Genomic DNA, 16,759 nt, shown 5'->3' with positions numbered 1-16,759 from the left:
TTAAGTTAAATTTTAATTAAATAAAGAAAAATTTTAATCAATATGTTTGTAATGATGAAAAATATTAACTTTAAAAACTTTTGATAATGCGGCTAAGTCCCTCTTCCAGAATTTCCCTGGAAGTAGAAAAGCAAATCCTGATATGACCTTCGGCACCTTTTCCAAACCATCTTTCAGAGCCTGGAACAATAGCTACTTTTCCCTCTTTTAAAACGTGATGTGTAAAGGCTTCGCTTGAAAATCCGTTTTCAATTTTCGGGAAAATAACAAACGTTGCTTCAGGTAAATTCGGGGTTAAAATACCGGAATTACTCAACATGCTATAGGCAAGATCCCTGTTGTGCTGCAAATGCTCAAGGAAATCATTAAACCACGGCCTGGCCTTTTCAATAGCCACACTTGCTGCAATCTGAGATAATGTAGAAACACCTTCAATGGTAGAATTGAACTGGGATTTTTCGGTAAAATCATCCAAAAGTTCCTGATCATTACACAAAACAGCTCCAATTCTCAAACCGGCGATTCCGAATGATTTTGAAAATCCAAAAACAGTAAAGCTCTTCTTTTTTGCAGCTTCTGACACTGAAGAATACGTATTGAATTCTTTCTTGTCATAAACGATATCACTCCAGATCTCGTCACTCATTACCCATAGATTATGAGCTTCAGCTATTTCTGAAATTTTTATTAAAATCTCTTTTGAATAAACCCTTCCCACCGGATTGTGAGGATTACAGATGCTGATCAGTTTTGTTTTTGATGAGATTAAAGAAGTCAGCATTTCAAAATCGATCTCTCCTGTTTTGGAGTCAACAGCGCATAATTTGATGTTTCCCCCCGCTGCTTCCACTGTCTTTTTGAACAGGAAATCTACCGGATCGAAAATAATAGCCTCATCTCCGGGGCCTAAAACATATTTGGCGACCAGAAACATTCCCTGGGCAGCACTGTTCACTGCTAAAACATTTTCCGGGGTAAAACTTCCGTTCTTTTCCGTATTGAAGTGTTTTGCAACGCTCTTTTTGAATTCAGGAATTCCTGAAAACGGACCATAGCTGAGGTATCCGTCTTTGATATATTCAATAATTCCCTGCTCGATCTCGGGAGACATTCTGAAATCCGGATCTGCTGCTGTTAAAGGAATAATCCCGTTTTCTAGGGTTGCCCATCTTCCGTTATACGCTTTTCTTTTCAGGGCCTCAAAATTGATATCTTTATTTGTAAACATTTTTTATTTGTATGAAATTGGTAAGGTGTTTTTTTGCTGCTCGTTTAATGGAAGCAGGAACTGGTTCAGGAGTGTTCTTCCGTTTTTGATGTGGATCTCAATTTCTGCTTTTCTCTCTTCCTCATATTTCTGGAAAGTTTCCGGAAGATTATTGCCTTCCAGTAAAAGGCTTGTTAAAACATAAGAGTCTTTTAAAGCCGAAGTAACACCCTGACTTGTAAAAGGAATCAGAGGATGAGCCGCATCGCCTATAAATACAATATTTTCGTGATAAAAAGGATTGAGCTTTTCCAATTCATACACCCTCCATATGTGGGCATTTTCATAGCTGGAATCATTGATAATCGAGGACATAAGAGGATTCCAGTCTCCGAAATTATCAACAATGAATTGTTTGATACAGTCTGGAGTATAATCTTCATTGATGAAAAACCGGGTAATATCAAACTGGCAGTACCATAGTATTTTTGTAGAGGAAAGCTTTAATACTCCGAACGTAAGGCCGCCGTTTTCATGATGAAATTTCAAAAAATTACTTTCAAGCTTGCTGGCAATTTCTTCATTTTCAATAATATTGACCACTTCATTTTCTAAAACGGCTTTCATTTTTTCATCTTCAAAAATTTTTCTTCTGATTCTGCTTCTTGAACCGTCTGAAGCTATAATAATGTCAGCTTCTAAGGATGTGCCGTCATTGAGGGTTATACAGGATTTCCCGCCGGAAAAACCATTCAGGGTAACTGTTGTATCATAAGATATTTTATCGGAAGGAATGCCTTCAGCCAAAATCTCTATCAGGGTACTTCTTGAAACGACAAAAACATCTTCAAGGTCTTTTTCAGAAAGAATCTCGCCATTTTGATGGTAGTGAAGATACTTTTTTAAAAACTGGCCTTTTTTGTAGAGATCATCAATATTAATGATATTGGAAAGGTATTCAATGCCTTCTTTGGGAAGGATAAATCCGTGTCCCTTCAGGTCATTTTGAGTTCTTCTTTCATAAATATGGTAATCAATATTATTTTTCTCCAAATAATTTGCCATACTCAATCCGGAAACTCCCGCTCCTATGATTGCAACTTTATACATCCTTATTAGTTTTAAATAGTGTTATTAGTTTTTATTACAAATCCAAAGATCTCCGTTTTTGTATTTTTTGCGGGAGACTTTGTTTTCTTCAGTAAGTTTCTTGAGCGTGTCAAATGCTTTATCGAAAGAGATATTGGAAAGAACCGCAAATTCCTGAGTGGTTAGAGTAGGATAAACTGCAAACAACTGGTCAGGTTCTGTAGAATATTCCTGTTTTTTTGCGTCAGGGCTTATTTTTGTTATTCTGCGTTCAAAATCTGTATAAGGTTTAAAACCGTAGAGAATGTCTAAGATTTCATCGTCTTTGGTGAAGATCAAAGTAGGGAATCCTCTTACCCCAAGCTGTCTTCCAAGGTCCAGATCTTTTTTGAATTCGATCTGAGCTTTGGATTCATAATCCTCTTTCCACTGGGCTACATCTAATCCTGCCATTTCCGCTGCTTTTTCAAGATGCTCGGATTTTGTAATATTTAATTTATCAAGAAAAACCATTTCACGGATAATTCTCATATAGTTTACAGCTTTCTTTTTATCCTGCATTTGTGCTGCTTTAAAAGCAATGGATGGGGGATAGGAAGAATTTAAAGGATCTGTCAGCCAGACTCCTCCCTCAATTGGCATTTTATAATAAGGACTTACCTCTTCCCAATGGCCGGCAACATCACTTGGTTTACTGATCCCTCCGGAATTGTAAATATCCCATGATGGTAAAAGCCCTCCCATTCTGTAATCTATTTCTACCGAATTGCCGTATTCTAATTTCATTTTTCTCAGCTGGGCTTCAATTCCCCAGCAGGAAGAGCAGATGGGATCTGTGTAATAAATAATGGTGATTTTATCTTTAGTACCCTGAAGCTGTTCTGTTGAGTATTCTGAATCTTGTGTTTCCAGGATTTCGCATATTCCTTTTTCCGGATCACAATTTAGAAGAGGATTCTTGTTCATATTATTGTTGTTTGAGTTAAGTAAATTAAAGAATAAAAGTAGGTAGGTAAAAATGTCCAAAATGAAGTTTTTTTGGTTAACATAATATTTGGGCAGGACAAAGGAATAATAACCAGACCGGTTATTATTGAAAGAATAATAAAGTAGAATTATTCCGGAGCTTTAAAGATATTGTCGTCCGAATGGAACCCTGCGACACCACCACTCACTGCAAACTTCATGGCAGAAGCTGCGGTCATTCCCACTACAGGTTTGATGTTTTTTTCTTCAGTAACAATTACCCAGCCTGAAATAGCGTAGGAATGGGGCAGGTATACCGCCACGTAATTGTGTTTTTCAACGTCTGACATTTCTTTTTGAGTCAGAAAGCCGATTCTCCAGATCTCCGGATTTTCATTTGTCTTTACCCAGACAGGATCGTTGAATTTCTTTTTGTCTCCTACAAATGATGACATAACGTCTTTTGTAGGGGTATAAATATGCTTTACTCCCGGAATTTTTTCCAGAAGGCTATCCATAGTATCGAAAAAGAATTTACCTACGACAAATTTGTTTCCGAGATATCCCAGAACTGCTGTGATAAGTATCGTTGAAACAAAAACAAGACCCGGAATCTCTTTTGCGACAGAAGGAATAATGTTGTCAACAGCGCTTACAACATACCAGATCACAAAAATAGTAAGCCCGATTGGACCAATAATAACCAACCCCTGAAAGAAATTTTTCAGAAAAAAATTGGCAATATTTTCGAAGGTCAGTTTTTTCAACGTGGATTCTTTACTTTTTTATTTTTTTAACCGTGGATTGTTTCTTTGTTTCCGTAAGATTTAATGATATTGGCTTCATATTCCAGCCATGCGTCCCAGCGCTTGTTTACTTTTTCGGGATTTCCAAGCTGTCTCGCAAACCCTATAAATGTTGTATAATGGTTAGCTTCAGAGATCATCAGCTCTTTATAAAATGTCTTCAGCTCTTCATCTTTAATATTTTCAGTAAGAACTTTAAATCTTTCACAGCTTCTGGCTTCTATCATAGCGGCAAAAAGCATTTTGTCAACAATAAGATCATCTCTGTTGCCTCCTTTCTGAATGAAATTCACAAGTTCATTTACATAGTCATCTTTTCTAGTACGCCCAAAAGTATACCCCCGTTTTTTAATGATCTCATGAACCTGATTGAAATGATCCAGCTCTTCCTGCGCGATGGCGAGAAGCTCAGTAACAATTTCAGGATATTCGGGAAGCATAGTGATTAAGCCAATAGCATTAGTTGCTGCTTTTTGCTCACACCACGCGTGATCCGTTAAAATTTCTTCAATGTTTTCCTCTGCAATATTTGCCCACCTTGGATCGGTGGGAAGTTTCAACTTAAACATGCTTTGAATTTTCTGTAAAATTAAAATAAATTGCGATAAGAAAAATTATTTTATTTCAAATTGATTGCTAAAGCGTTAAGAAGCTGTTTTTTTTCTTAAAAATTCCAGAATTTTCCAGCCTGTATCATCCACTTTTTTCAATCCAGCCGCAATAATGAAAGCAAAGATTACATTAACGGTATAAATTAAAATCATGAGTACCCACCACGGCATGTTTTCCTGTAAGGCAACCACAATGAAATAAACCAGTGATGAGCTTATACCCTGTGCGAAATAAAAAAATATGGCATTTTTACCAATGTAGGTAACGAAATTTTCTTTTGTAATTTTTAACCTGTTATAAAGTACAAATAATGTCGTTAATGAAAACAGTGACCAAATTATATAAGGAATTTTTGGCGGGAATTTATTTTTATTGATTTTGTAGAAAATCTCATTTCCATAATACCAAAACATCCAGATCAGTGCTGCTGCGACTATCATATATAAAACAGGGATTGCTTTTGCAGGAATCTTTTTACCACGCATTCTGTTGGCAATTAAAAAGATGGCAAGATAAAAAGCGACATAGCCTACCTGTCCTCCGGGATAATATTCCGGGAAAACATTAAATATTAGAGTCAGTGTCAGGCATAGTGCTATAAACCAGTTGACATGTTTTGGGAAGAATCTTAAGATCAGTACTCCGAAAACAGCCAGTATAAAATATACTTTCAGATACCAGAAGCTTCCCATGACAACGGGGAATGTATCGGCGTTTGTGTACTGGTGAAGATACCAGTTGCCAAGATTCTGCCATTGCGGAATATCTGATACGCTGGTCGCTGCATACTTTGAACCAAAGGTTGAATAGAAACTCTGGAGCCATTCCAGGGAAAAGAACATTAATCCGAAGACCTTGAAAAAATAATCCAGAAAGAACAGAAATGTTACAAAGATCATATAAGTGATCTGAAGTTTTAATAACCTGTAAAATGTTTTTTCGATGTTTGATCCTGATGTGATTCCGCTTAAAGCATAAAAGAGGGCTACATCAAATACCAGGGAAAATACTCTCACTTCGGCAGGAATATAAAACTGCCCGGACCAAAAAGCGGTATGGATGAATATAATGGAGAGGGTTGCCATTCCCTTGGCAAAATCAATATAGAGATCTCTGTTCATGTGTTGTAGGATATGGTTCAAAAATAAATAAAGTTTGGGATATTTATCCAATAAACTAAAAAGAGACAGAACATTGCTGCCTGTCTCCTTTGTTAAATATGCTAAAAATGAATGTTATTTAAGGTGCTTAAATTCTTCTTCAGAAATTTCTCCGGTCTGGATCTTTCTAAGTTCATCGATATACTGGCTCATATAAGCATCGATCTCCGGATTTACAGTGTTTTTGCCCATTTTGTAGGTACCGTTTAACACGCCCTGATAATAGTAGAAGAAATTGTAGTCAAAATTGGCTGCGTTAAGATCGTACTGCCCAAGAAGGAATCCTAAACGTACTGCAGATCTTCTTTGAGGAGGAGTTCCGTGGTGATTCGCGCTTGTGGTCTGGTAGTCACCGATGCTCTGTGCAAATTCATAAGCTGCAGCAATTTCAGCGAAACTGGTTTTGTTGTATCCGTTTGGTCTTCTTAAATAATATCCTGCAAAACCGTCTGCTTCCAGTTCGTTTGGTCTTGCTGTAGATTCGTTTACAGTAGGAAGACCGAAAATATACTGTAACTGGTGCCCGTATTCATGAGCAAGGATCATGGCATTCACGATATCTCCTCCTTTATTCTTTGCATCCGCATAGATTGCGTAACCATAATAAATTTTTCCTGTGGAATAAGAGATCGCATTGTAGGTGGAATTGAAATTGGAAGGATCGTCTACAAAACGAAGAGTTGGATTGCTTCTTCCCCAAAGACTGGCAATTTTAGTCATCTGGGAATTCATAAAGTTGGTGTCTGTTGTGTTTGAAAGACCCGTTTTAAGCACTGCGGTTGAGCTCCAGTACTGATCTACATAGGAGCAGCTTTTTTGAAGTTCTCCGGGTTGTTCGATCTTTGCACTTGCAGATTGAGATTCAGGAAGGACAGATTCTTCCATTTTGTCATCACGGCACGCTGATAATGAAAAAGCGGCAATGGCTCCTGCTAATAAGCAGAATTTAAAGTTTCTTTTCATATAAAATATTTTTTGGTGATAACGAAGGTATAAAATTATCTCTTAAGTATGAGCATATTAATGTTAAAAATTATTCAAAACATAGTGAAATGGATTTTGTTATTTTTTTTACTAAAAATACGGGACTGATTGTAAGCTATTTGGAAATTTATTCATATATTTGCACCTCGAAATAACTAAAAATTTATAAACAATGTTTGCAATTGTAGAAATAGCAGGGCTTCAATACAAAGTTGAGCAAGACCAGAAGTTGTTTGTAAACCGTTTAAAAGGAGAAAAAGGAGATAAAGTTTCTTTTGACAAAATTCTTCTTACTGTAAACGGTTCAATCACTGTTGGCGCCCCAGCTGTAAACGGAATCACTGTAGATGCAGAGATCCTAGACCATGTAAAAGCTGATAAAGTAATCGTTTTCAAAAAGAAAAGAAGAAAAGGTTATCAGGTGAAAAACGGTCACAGACAATCTTTAACTCAAATTAAAATCACTGGTATCACTGGTTTTGACGGAAGTACTAAGAAAGCTGCTAAAAAAGAAACTGTAAAGGCTGAAGTTCTTTCAGACAACGCAACGGTTAACTTTGGTGAAGATCACGAACTGAACTATCACTTAAAGAAAAACAACCTGTCTCAGTCTAAAGAAAACAGAGAAACTTTAATTACTTTAGGTAAAGCGGTTAAAGTTGAATTAGAAAAGAATGTTCTTACTCACGAAGAAGTAGATGCTGCTATCGTTAAGAATATTGATCAATTTAAAGCACTTAACAAATAATCCAGTAATAAAATGGCACACAAGAAAGGAGTCGGTAGTTCCAAGAACGGTAGAGAGTCTCACTCTAAGAGATTAGGTGTGAAGATTTTCGGTGGACAAGAAGCTATTGCCGGAAATATTATTATCAGACAGAGAGGTACACAACACCACCCGGGTGAAAACGTGGGTATTGGAAAAGACCATACTTTGTTTGCATTAGTAGACGGTAAAGTAGTTTTCAGAAAGAAAGCAAACAACAGATCTTTCGTATCTGTAGAGCCAAACGCATAATTATTTAAGCGTTTTATAAAATTTAAACCTCAGCTTAATGGCTGAGGTTTTTTTTGTGCCTAATTCTGTGAAAAGAAAAATATTTTTGCTAATATTCTTATTGTAGTGAAATATTTATATATTTGTTAACAATCAAATAACAAATCATTTGCGGATGCCGAAAAGCAGATAGAGTAGGCAACAAATTAAAACAAAATACTATGAAAAATCTAAAAAAGCTATCAAAAAAACAATTGAGAACAATAGATGGTGGTGCTTTAGCATGTCCTCCTCCTGCAACTACTTGCGTAGAATGGTGCACATGGACTCCACAACAGAGATTAATGTGCCGTAACATGATTATAGATCCGGATCCATGCGGATGTTAGAATAAATAAGTTATTGAAAAATATAAACCTCGGCAGTGCTGAGGTTTTTATATTAAAACATACTGCTGTAAAAATTTTACGCCTGCTGTTTTGTAGATAGACTCATCTGTAATTGATCAAAAAAGCTCCTTGTCTACTTGACAAGGAGCTTTTTGTTTTAAAATCCTACCTGGAATCCTGCTTTTATTCCGAATGTTGAAATATCCGGTCTGTCGAGATAATTTCCTCGCCAGTTAAAATCTACCCTGAATATTCTAAGGTTTCCGATTCCGATATTTTCAATTCCGAAACCGTATTCAAAATAGATCTGCTCGCTTGGCGCTGAATATTTGAACCCTTCCACATTAATGGATTTAGAGGCATCACTTAAAGTTCCGTAAGCGGTTCTGATAAATGCGATTTCTCTAAGTTTCAGTTTTTTAATCAAAGGAATGAAAGAAAGTATTTTTCCATTGAAATGATGTTCAAGATGAAGCGTTGAATAGGTGTCTGCTACAAATTCATAATAATTAAGTTGTGAAAATGTATTCTGCGCAAGGCTGTATGACTGGTTTCCTGGGATTACATTCTGCAGTGCCAGAGGAACTGTGTCAAAAGTTTTTCCTGCTTCAAAGTTAACAATAGTTTTACCCCAGCTTCCGATCAGAATAGGCTTGTAGAACATGAATTGAAGACGGTTATAGTTGAAGTCGCCGTTAAAAAGCCCCTCAATTCCTCTAGTGTACTTCAGGATAATAGTTGGAGCCAATGTTCCGTGCTCATAACGGTCAACTCCTGTCTGGGAGAATTTTGCTCCAGGTCTTGCAATTAAACTTAAGGTGACGTGGGAATCATTAAGTGTTTTTCTCAAATCTCCATTGCGGTAATACATCAAGCTGAATTTATCCGGATTGGCGGATTTTATGCTCTGTAATGTTCCGTCTACCCTTACCTGGAAGTTTTTCCAGGGTTCAATAGAAGCGAAAATATTAGTCTTGTTTATAGAGCTCAAAGAAGCGTTTTCACCTCTTGCAAAAAGGGTAGATGAAGCAAACGTACGTGCCATGATTCCGTCATCGGTAGTAAGCTGTACACCTAATTGTTCAATATCTCTTTTTGTTCCTGCCCCGATCATGAACCTGTTCACTCTGTTGAACATATAGCGGGCTTCGGCTCCGTATTTAACTTTTTCGTCTTTAAACCCATAAGCTGTGTAAAACTGAACTCTCCATGGGTCATTTTGCCCAAAGTAAGTTCTTGCTCCCAGCCTTATCCTGTCACCTTCCACTTCATTTTTACCGTAAATTGAAAAAATAGGGCCTATATCAATACCTTTAAAGGCATTGTAATATCCTGATGCAAGTGTTTCATAGATTTTAACGATACGATTGAATTTTGGAGTCTGCTGAAGCTTGTCAAGCATTTCATAGACGCCTTGTTCAGATTTTGAGAGTGAGTCAGGTCTTGCTTTTACCCAATAGGCATCGTCTTTATCTACAAATTTATCATCGTATTCTTCCTGTTTCCGTGTGAATACTTTATCATCGAGAGGTTTATTGAATTCATATTGAGAATAATCAACCGACCGTTTGGCTATGATGCTTTTAGAGGTCCTCTTTTTTGCGAAAGGTGTAAGTTCTATCTCTGTAATGAACTTTTTAGGAAGGAATGTATTTTCGTCGGGGTTGTCGTATTCCAGCTCCGTGGAAATACTGTTGATAAAGTTAACATTGATCTTCTGTGTGGATTTTAAAGTGGCTCCTAATACAGCGTAATTATCGGTATCAATATAAAGGTAGCCCTGAAAGGCTAAAACGTCTTTTCTTTTGGGTTGGTATCTTATTTTATAGGCATTCTCACCATGAATAGAAATGGTATCTGTTAAATTATAATCATAAGTGCTGAATCCGTTTGTCCCGACGGGGCTTGGGAATCCTATATCAAAATAATTTAATGTATTGTCGTAAATATTAATATCGCGGTAGAGGTTTTTTGCAGTAATGGTAATTACCTGATTATCCTGAAATCCTGATGTTTTTTGGGCAACCAGCAATCTTTTTGTCTTTTTTCCGGGTTTGTTTTCTCCGAAATTTTCATAAATGGATTCATTCAGGAAGATAGGAAGCCCAATCTTTCCGCTGGCTGTAGAATCGGCATAATCAAAAATGAAATCAAGCTTATTGAAGATCTTTTTACTCATAAAAGCGCTGTCCAGGTTATTCGCGTCAAACTGGATTTTCTCGTACTCTTTATAAGTATAGGTGTCGAATTTCTCTAACCCATTGTTTCGTTTTCTTTTCCATACTTCCTGCATGATAGCATAAGCCGGGTTTTCTTTCTTATTTTTGTATTTGGGCTTTTCGTTGTGAATAACGATCTCACCAATTGTGCTTACTTTTTCTTGCGAAAGCTGTACAAAAATATTGGCCGCGTTTTCGGGAGTGACGGTAACGGTTTCTGTGGAATAATTTTTTTTCGCAAATTTCAGCTTATAAATAATACTGTCCGACTGGACGCTAAAGGTTCCAAGGGAAGTTTTTAGAAAAGGTTCAGTATTATCATTAATAAAGACGTCTACACCGGAAATTTCTTTATTGGTTTTTGCATCTACAATTCTTCCGTTTGCTGTGTTTTGGGCGTATGCCAGGCAGGATATAAAAAACAGAAAGAATAGATTATAATATTTGGAGTTGTTATTTAACATCATTTGTTTCTTCAAGCAATTAGCACAAACAAAAAGCGTGCTGTTTATTTAAAAAAGATCATTTTTTTTAACGTTTTCTACGAAAATTCATAAAACTACAAATGTAACGAAAATAACAGTAAAAGATTATAGTAATTAATGACTTAATAATATTGGATTTAATATGAAACAAACGCTGTTAAAAATGCTATATCAAAAAGCAAATATTGATAAATGAATGTTCTGACATTTGCAATTAACATTTTTTCCACAATTTATCAACGTATTAATTGAGTGCATCAACTTATCAATGCCTTTTCAACAGGCTATTCACATATATTTAACAGGCTTATAAAGTATTCTCCATAACATGCCAATAGCTTATTGGTATTTTTTCCACAAATTACTAACAGTTGTATTTCATTTATTTTCAATGGTTTATTACTGATTAGTATACTTTTCCGCAAAATGTAATGGTGATATGCTTTTGGTTAATATTAAATACAGAAGATTTAACTAACATTTTTACTATTTTGAGAAAATTGTTAATAAATTCTTGATTGTAGCATTAATAGATGGATTGGTACTTTCTGATGGATTAAGAATATAAAATAAAGGCATAAAAAAAGACCTACATTTCTGTAAGTCTTTTTGAGTATATGGGTATCCTTTTTTGGAATTGAAAAAATATTGCTTTCTTTGTAAGCACTTGGGCTTAAAATGGATTTTAAAACGAAAAGAACAGCCAAGATGAAAAAAAATATCATCAAAAAATTACAAATGGCAAAAATTGATCACCCGAACAAGATATATAAAAAAGCCCAGCAATTTATTGTCGCCTATGCAAATGGAGAGGATGAGAGTTTTGCTTTTGAGGATGGGATAAAAAATTCAACCACAAATAGTTTTTAATAGGATGCGAAATAAAATATTTATCATTACTCTCTTTTTTACAATACTCCTGAAAGCGCAATTAAATAACCTGGCTCCATCAATCCCTGTTACAGAAAATTATTTTGGGGTGAAAATGGTTGACGAGTATAGGAATTTAGAAAACCTGCAAGATCCTAAAGTTATAGATTGGATGAAAGCCCAAACGGGCTTCACTACTTCTATTTTGAACTCAATCCCCAATAAAAACTATTATTTAAATAAAAGATTAGAGTTTGATCAGAAGCAGGGATACTCTGTATATGATTTAAAAATAACCAGTAATGACAAATATTTTTATTTAAAAAGAAATGTAGGTGAAAAGACTGCAAAAGTTTACTATAGAGACGGATTTAACGGAAAAGAAAATTTACTTTATGATCCTGTAAACTTTGTTTCATCAAAGAAAATAGCAGAGGGTTCCAAGAGCAATTTTGTTATTAATCTTATAAGTCCTAGCTGGGATGGAAGTAAAATAGCAATTTCTTTGACTCAGGGAGGTAAAGAGTTGTCAGAAGTAATTGTAATGGATGTGGATACAAAAAATATTTACCCACAAGCTATTATTAATACAAATCCCTCTAACATCGGCGGAATTAAATGGTTAGGAGATAATAGTGGATTTTTTTATGTTTATTATCCAATTGTTGATTTACAATCAAAAGATTTCAGAAAAAATACCCAATCTATACTTTATAGAATTGGAAAAGATCCTAAAGAGCTAAATGATGTTTTTTCAGGCACTAATAATGCTGATTTGAAAATTGGTAAAACGGAATATCCTGCTATATTGACGTTCGATCCAGAAGATCAATATTATATAGGAATACTGGTAGATGCGGAAAATTTCAGAAAGGCATTTTTTATTGATAAGAAAGATTTATTACAAGGAGGTAAAGACTGGAAATTATTATATGATAAAGACAGTAAGGCGTTTTCAATAAGATTATCAGAAAATGACATTTATTTTTTGTCAGGATATAATTCGCCAAATTATAAATTGTGTAAAACTAATATTACGGCTAAAAATTTTAAAGAACCAGAAGTATTGGTTCCTGAAAAAAAAGATGAAGTAATTAAGCAGTATGCCCTTACAAAAGATGGTATTTACTATGTAACTGCCAGAAATGGCGTAGAGGCTAAATTGTATTTATATCAGAATGGAAAAGATATCCCGATCAAGTTGCCGTATGTTTCAGGGAGTATAGATTTACAATCGAAAGGAAAAACTTTTTCTGATATATGGATCAGTTGTTCCGGATGGGCCAATGATGAACAACGTTTTAAGTATGATTTATCTACCAATACATTTAAACAGGAAAATCTTGCTCCTATCATAGAGTATCCTGAGTTTAAAGATATTGTTGTAGAAGAGCTTTCCATAAAATCTTATGATGGGACAGAAGTCCCATTGTCTTTAATTTATAATAAAAATATTAAGAGGAATGGAAAGAATCCCGTACTTATGGACTGCTATGGAGCCTTTGGCGAGTCTGCAACACCATTCTTTGCCAAGAGTTATTTATTATGGGTAAATCAGGGTGGTATAGTTGCTATTCCTCACGTAAGAGGAGGAGGAGAGAAAGGTGCTCAATGGCATATTGACGGACAAAAAAATAAAAAGCCTAATACCTGGAAAGACTTAATAGCCAATGCTGAATATTTAATTGATAAAAAGCTTACCTCACCTAAAAAAATTGCTATCTGGGGAGCGAGTGCCGGTGGTATTGCTATCGGAAGGGCAATGACAGAAAGACCTGAATTATTTAAAGTGGCTATCATTGAATCTGGTGTACTGAACACTACACGATTTGATAATAATGGGATTCAGGAGACAAGCATGAAAGAATATGGAAATCCAAATGATCCAAATGAATTTAAAGGACTATTGGAAATGGATTCTTATCAGTATATCAAAAAAGGAAAAAGATACCCAGCTACTTTAATTTGTGCCGGAATTAATGATCCTAGAATTGCACCATGGCAATCTACTAAGTTTGTGGCTAAATTATTGACTAATAATATTTCAAAAAATCCTATTCTTTTAAATATCGATTATGAAGGCGGGCACGGTGCAGGAATCCCTGTTGCTCAAAGATATTCTAACCTATCTAATATCTTCGCATTTGCATTCTGGCAGTTAGGACATCCTGATTATCAGCCTAAAAAAGATCATAAGAAATAGGTGTCACATTTCCTAATCTATTTTTCGTACTACTTCACTGAAGTTGGATAGAAACAAAAAAAGACTTACATTTCTGTAAGTCTTTTTGCTCCTCCTGCTGGGCTCGAACCAGCGACCCTCTGATTAACAGTCAGATGCTCTAACCAACTGAGCTAAGGAGGAATTTTCCTCTGTTTAAGGTGATGCAAATATAAAAGGAATATTAATATCAGGCAAATTTTATCCCCGATTAAAGGCTATTTTTGACTAAAAATGTTGAATCTCAGTAAGAAATATTTTCAGAAAATAATTGAATTAATTCTAATCATCTTCAAATAAATGCCGGAAATAGAGTTCCGGGGATTCTAAAAAATTCTTTGTTAGCTGATAATGCTCTGTTTCTCTATAACTAACCTGTTGAATTTTGTTATCCAATAAATAAATTTCTGCACCGGGATAGCTCATCAGGATCGGGGAATGGCTGGAAATAATGAACTGGGCTTTCCCTGCTTTTTCCAATTTGTGAATGATGGATAATAATGATAATTGCCTTTGTGGCGAAAGAGCGGATTCCGGCTCATCAAGAATATAAAGGCCATTCTGGAAATGATTATGAAATAAGGCAAGAAAAGCTTCGCCGTGGGATTGCTGATGCAGGGATTTTCCTCCATAGGCATTCAGAACTCTTCTGTCTTCTTTGGCTACTTCATCTATATAAGTTGCAAAGTTGAAAAAGCTTTCAGCTCTCATAAAGAATCCCTGCCCGGTTTTCGTTTTCCAGGAGAGTGTAAGATGTTCGGATAGTCCTGATTCGGTTTTGTGGAAATTGTAGTTGTGGTTTCTGCTGCCTCCGGATACATTGAAATCACACTTTTCTGCAATGGCCTCCAGTAATGTAGATTTACCGATGCCATTTTCTCCAACGAAAAAAGTGACATTGCTTTTGAGTTTTAAATCTAAACCATTACTAAGAAAAGGAAGATTAAAAGGAAAATCTTCCGGATGATTGTCTTTTAAGTAAATCCGGGATAGGTAAGGCATTAGAATTATTTTACATATTCTGATTCCATCAAGCAAAATCTATGCAAAATAAAAAAGACCTACATTTCTGTAAGTCTTTTTTGGCTCCTCCTGCTGGGCTCGAACCAGCGACCCTCTGATTAACAGTCAGATGCTCTAACCAACTGAGCTAAGGAGGAATGTCCTTTGTTTTAAGTGGTGCAAATATAGGACGAATATTTATACCGCACAAATATTTTTTAGAAAAAAATCAAAAAAATTATAAACTGCCTGTAAGTGCTTTAAAGATATCACTTCCGAAGATCAGTAACATCAATCCTAACAGGAAGATAACCCCGATCATCTGTGCGTTTTCCAATACTTTTTGAGGAACAGGTTTCCCCGTAATCACTTCCCACAAAGTAAATAAAACGTGCCCACCATCAAGTCCCGGAATAGGAATCAGGTTCAGGAATGCCAGCCAAACAGAAAACATAGCTGTGAAACTCCAGAATAAGCTCCAGTTAATAGAGACGGCACCATCTTTAGATTTCTGTACCGGCATATTCTTAATGATCGCCAGTGGACCTCCTACTTTCTTATATCCCTGAACTTTCTTATTGAATACCAGTTTAAACTGCTTCACCTGATACGTTAAGCTTTCAATACTTCTTGTAAATCCTCTTCCGATAGATTCTACAACAGTAAAATGCTGTGTGTTGGCGAATTTTTCAAGCTGTTTGTAAGAAGCTATTCCTAATGTGCCTTCCTTAGAAACTTCGAGACTTAGCGGCTGTACAGCGCCAGCTCTTAATACCTCCATATTAATAGCCTTACCTGCATTTTTTATAACAACACCTTGAAGTTCATCATAATAATTGATCTTCTGACCGTTTACCGAAACTACCTGGTCACCTACTTTTAACCCTGCTTCAGCAGTTTTAGGATTCACAATAGTATCAATTACAGGAGCGTATCTTGGATTCAGGAATGCTTTTGGGTTTTCATCTTTAAAAGCGAGTGCTTTTCCGTCATCGTTGGTGTTAAAAGTAACCTCTTTTCCTTTCCTTAAAACAGTTATTTGATCACTTAATAAAATATCCAAAGACAGCTTATCCAGATTGTTCTGAACCTTTCCGTCTACCTTTAAGATCTTGTCTCCATCTTCAAAGCCCATTGCTTTTGCAACATTGGTATAATGCATTGGGGTTTCTACTTTCGTTGTATCAAAAGAAGTTTCTCCGTTGAAGTATGAAAGACTTCCAAAAATGATCCAGGCAAGGAAAAAGTTAACAGTAACTCCTCCCAGCATGATAATCAGTCTCTGCCATGCCGGTTTGGATCTGAATTCCCATGGCTGTGCAGGTTTTTTCATCTGCTCTTTATCCATACTTTCATCAATCATCCCTGCAATTTTCACATAGCCACCGAAGGGAAGCCATCCGATACCGTATTTTGTCTGTTCAGGATGTTTTCTCCAGTCGTTGTCTGAAAGTTTTGATATATCGATAGGAACTTCTTTCTCTTTTCCGTCTACTACGATAGTTTCTGTGTCCGGAAGGTTTTTGGAAAGAAATTTATACCGCCATTTTCCGTTGATCTTCTTCATTGAAAAGATAGAAAACCATGGATCGAAAAACAGGAAGAATTTCTCAGCCCTGGTCTTAAACCATTTTGCCGGTAAAAAGTGTCCAAGCTCATGAAGAACCACTAAAATAGAAATACTTAGTATGAACTGGAAAATCTTGATTGCTAATTCCATTAATAAATTTTAGATTTTAATTTGCAAAGGTA

Annotated in this window: 15 protein-coding genes and 2 tRNA genes; 5 read left to right on the top strand and 12 right to left on the bottom strand. The window is 35.8% G+C overall.

Annotated elements, in window-relative coordinates; all coding sequences use genetic code 11:
* Positions 1-70 precede the first annotated feature (70 nt).
* The 7 genes from LC418_RS01130 to LC418_RS01100 form a co-directional block, all read right to left on the bottom strand.
* The gene (locus LC418_RS01130; RefSeq protein WP_223557804.1) at positions 71-1,228 is read right to left on the bottom strand and encodes a pyridoxal phosphate-dependent aminotransferase; all 1,158 of its coding nucleotides are present in this window, start codon (positions 1,226-1,228) and stop codon (positions 71-73) included.
* 3 nt (positions 1,229-1,231) lie between these two features.
* Positions 1,232-2,317 carry an FAD-dependent oxidoreductase gene (locus LC418_RS01125; RefSeq protein ID WP_223557803.1) on the bottom strand — a complete coding sequence of 362 codons (1,086 nt, stop codon included), beginning with the start codon at positions 2,315-2,317 and terminating at the stop codon, positions 1,232-1,234.
* Between the two features lie 24 nt (positions 2,318-2,341).
* A complete protein-coding gene (locus tag LC418_RS01120) occupies positions 2,342-3,262 on the bottom strand; it encodes a DsbA family protein (RefSeq protein ID WP_111953715.1) in 921 nt (306 codons plus the stop codon).
* Between the two features lie 149 nt (positions 3,263-3,411).
* A complete protein-coding gene (locus LC418_RS01115; protein WP_111953713.1) occupies positions 3,412-4,029 on the bottom strand; it encodes a DUF502 domain-containing protein in 618 nt (205 codons plus the stop codon).
* A 26-nt stretch (positions 4,030-4,055) separates the two neighbouring features.
* Positions 4,056-4,637 carry a MiaE family protein gene (locus tag LC418_RS01110; protein WP_111953711.1) on the bottom strand — a complete coding sequence of 194 codons (582 nt, stop codon included), beginning with the start codon at positions 4,635-4,637 and terminating at the stop codon, positions 4,056-4,058.
* Positions 4,638-4,712: 75 nt separating this feature from the next.
* Entirely contained in the window at positions 4,713-5,801 is a 1,089-nt protein-coding gene (locus tag LC418_RS01105) for an acyltransferase family protein (RefSeq protein ID WP_223557802.1), read from the bottom strand.
* A gap of 114 nt (positions 5,802-5,915) precedes the next feature.
* The gene (locus LC418_RS01100) at positions 5,916-6,803 is read right to left on the bottom strand and encodes a neutral zinc metallopeptidase (RefSeq protein ID WP_111953707.1); all 888 of its coding nucleotides are present in this window, start codon (positions 6,801-6,803) and stop codon (positions 5,916-5,918) included.
* A 193-nt stretch (positions 6,804-6,996) separates the two neighbouring features.
* Here LC418_RS01100 and rplU point away from each other — a divergent pair, with 193 nt between their 5' ends.
* From rplU to LC418_RS01085, 3 genes are all read left to right on the top strand, one after another.
* On the top strand, positions 6,997-7,572 hold the full coding sequence (rplU, locus tag LC418_RS01095; protein ID WP_111953705.1) for a 50S ribosomal protein L21: 576 nt from the start codon (positions 6,997-6,999) through the stop codon (positions 7,570-7,572).
* Positions 7,573-7,584: 12 nt separating this feature from the next.
* On the top strand, positions 7,585-7,842 hold the full coding sequence (gene rpmA / locus LC418_RS01090; protein WP_111953703.1) for a 50S ribosomal protein L27: 258 nt from the start codon (positions 7,585-7,587) through the stop codon (positions 7,840-7,842).
* Between the two features lie 200 nt (positions 7,843-8,042).
* Entirely contained in the window at positions 8,043-8,210 is a 168-nt protein-coding gene (locus LC418_RS01085) for a bacteriocin-like protein (RefSeq protein WP_223557801.1), read from the top strand.
* A gap of 157 nt (positions 8,211-8,367) precedes the next feature.
* On the opposite strand, the gene LC418_RS01080 is transcribed toward LC418_RS01085, so the two are convergent.
* On the bottom strand, positions 8,368-10,896 hold the full coding sequence (locus LC418_RS01080) for a DUF5686 family protein (RefSeq protein ID WP_223557800.1): 2,529 nt from the start codon (positions 10,894-10,896) through the stop codon (positions 8,368-8,370).
* A 726-nt stretch (positions 10,897-11,622) separates the two neighbouring features.
* Between LC418_RS01080 and LC418_RS01075 the strand changes: the two genes are divergently transcribed.
* Complete coding sequence (locus LC418_RS01075; RefSeq protein WP_223557799.1) at positions 11,623-11,784, top strand: hypothetical protein; 162 nt, start codon at positions 11,623-11,625, stop codon at positions 11,782-11,784.
* Between the two features lie 4 nt (positions 11,785-11,788).
* Positions 11,789-13,987 carry a prolyl oligopeptidase family serine peptidase gene (locus LC418_RS01070; protein ID WP_223557798.1) on the top strand — a complete coding sequence of 733 codons (2,199 nt, stop codon included), beginning with the start codon at positions 11,789-11,791 and terminating at the stop codon, positions 13,985-13,987.
* Between the two features lie 88 nt (positions 13,988-14,075).
* Here the strand turns inward: LC418_RS01070 and LC418_RS01065 are convergent.
* The 4 genes from LC418_RS01065 to rseP form a co-directional block, all read right to left on the bottom strand.
* Positions 14,076-14,149: transfer RNA gene (locus LC418_RS01065), tRNA-Asn, on the bottom strand.
* A gap of 138 nt (positions 14,150-14,287) precedes the next feature.
* Positions 14,288-15,007 carry an AAA family ATPase gene (locus LC418_RS01060; protein ID WP_223557797.1) on the bottom strand — a complete coding sequence of 240 codons (720 nt, stop codon included), beginning with the start codon at positions 15,005-15,007 and terminating at the stop codon, positions 14,288-14,290.
* Between the two features lie 81 nt (positions 15,008-15,088).
* A tRNA-Asn gene (locus LC418_RS01055) sits at positions 15,089-15,165 on the bottom strand.
* Positions 15,166-15,245: 80 nt separating this feature from the next.
* Entirely contained in the window at positions 15,246-16,727 is a 1,482-nt protein-coding gene (gene rseP / locus LC418_RS01050) for an RIP metalloprotease RseP (RefSeq protein WP_223557796.1), read from the bottom strand.
* Positions 16,728-16,759 lie beyond the last annotated feature (32 nt).

Origin of the sequence: Chryseobacterium lathyri (assembly GCF_019970085.1) — a bacterium.
GTDB classification, from domain to species: domain Bacteria; phylum Bacteroidota; class Bacteroidia; order Flavobacteriales; family Weeksellaceae; genus Chryseobacterium; species Chryseobacterium lathyri.
The sequence above is the reverse complement of the archived record's forward strand: the minus strand, read 5'-3'. Positions and strand labels throughout refer to the sequence as shown.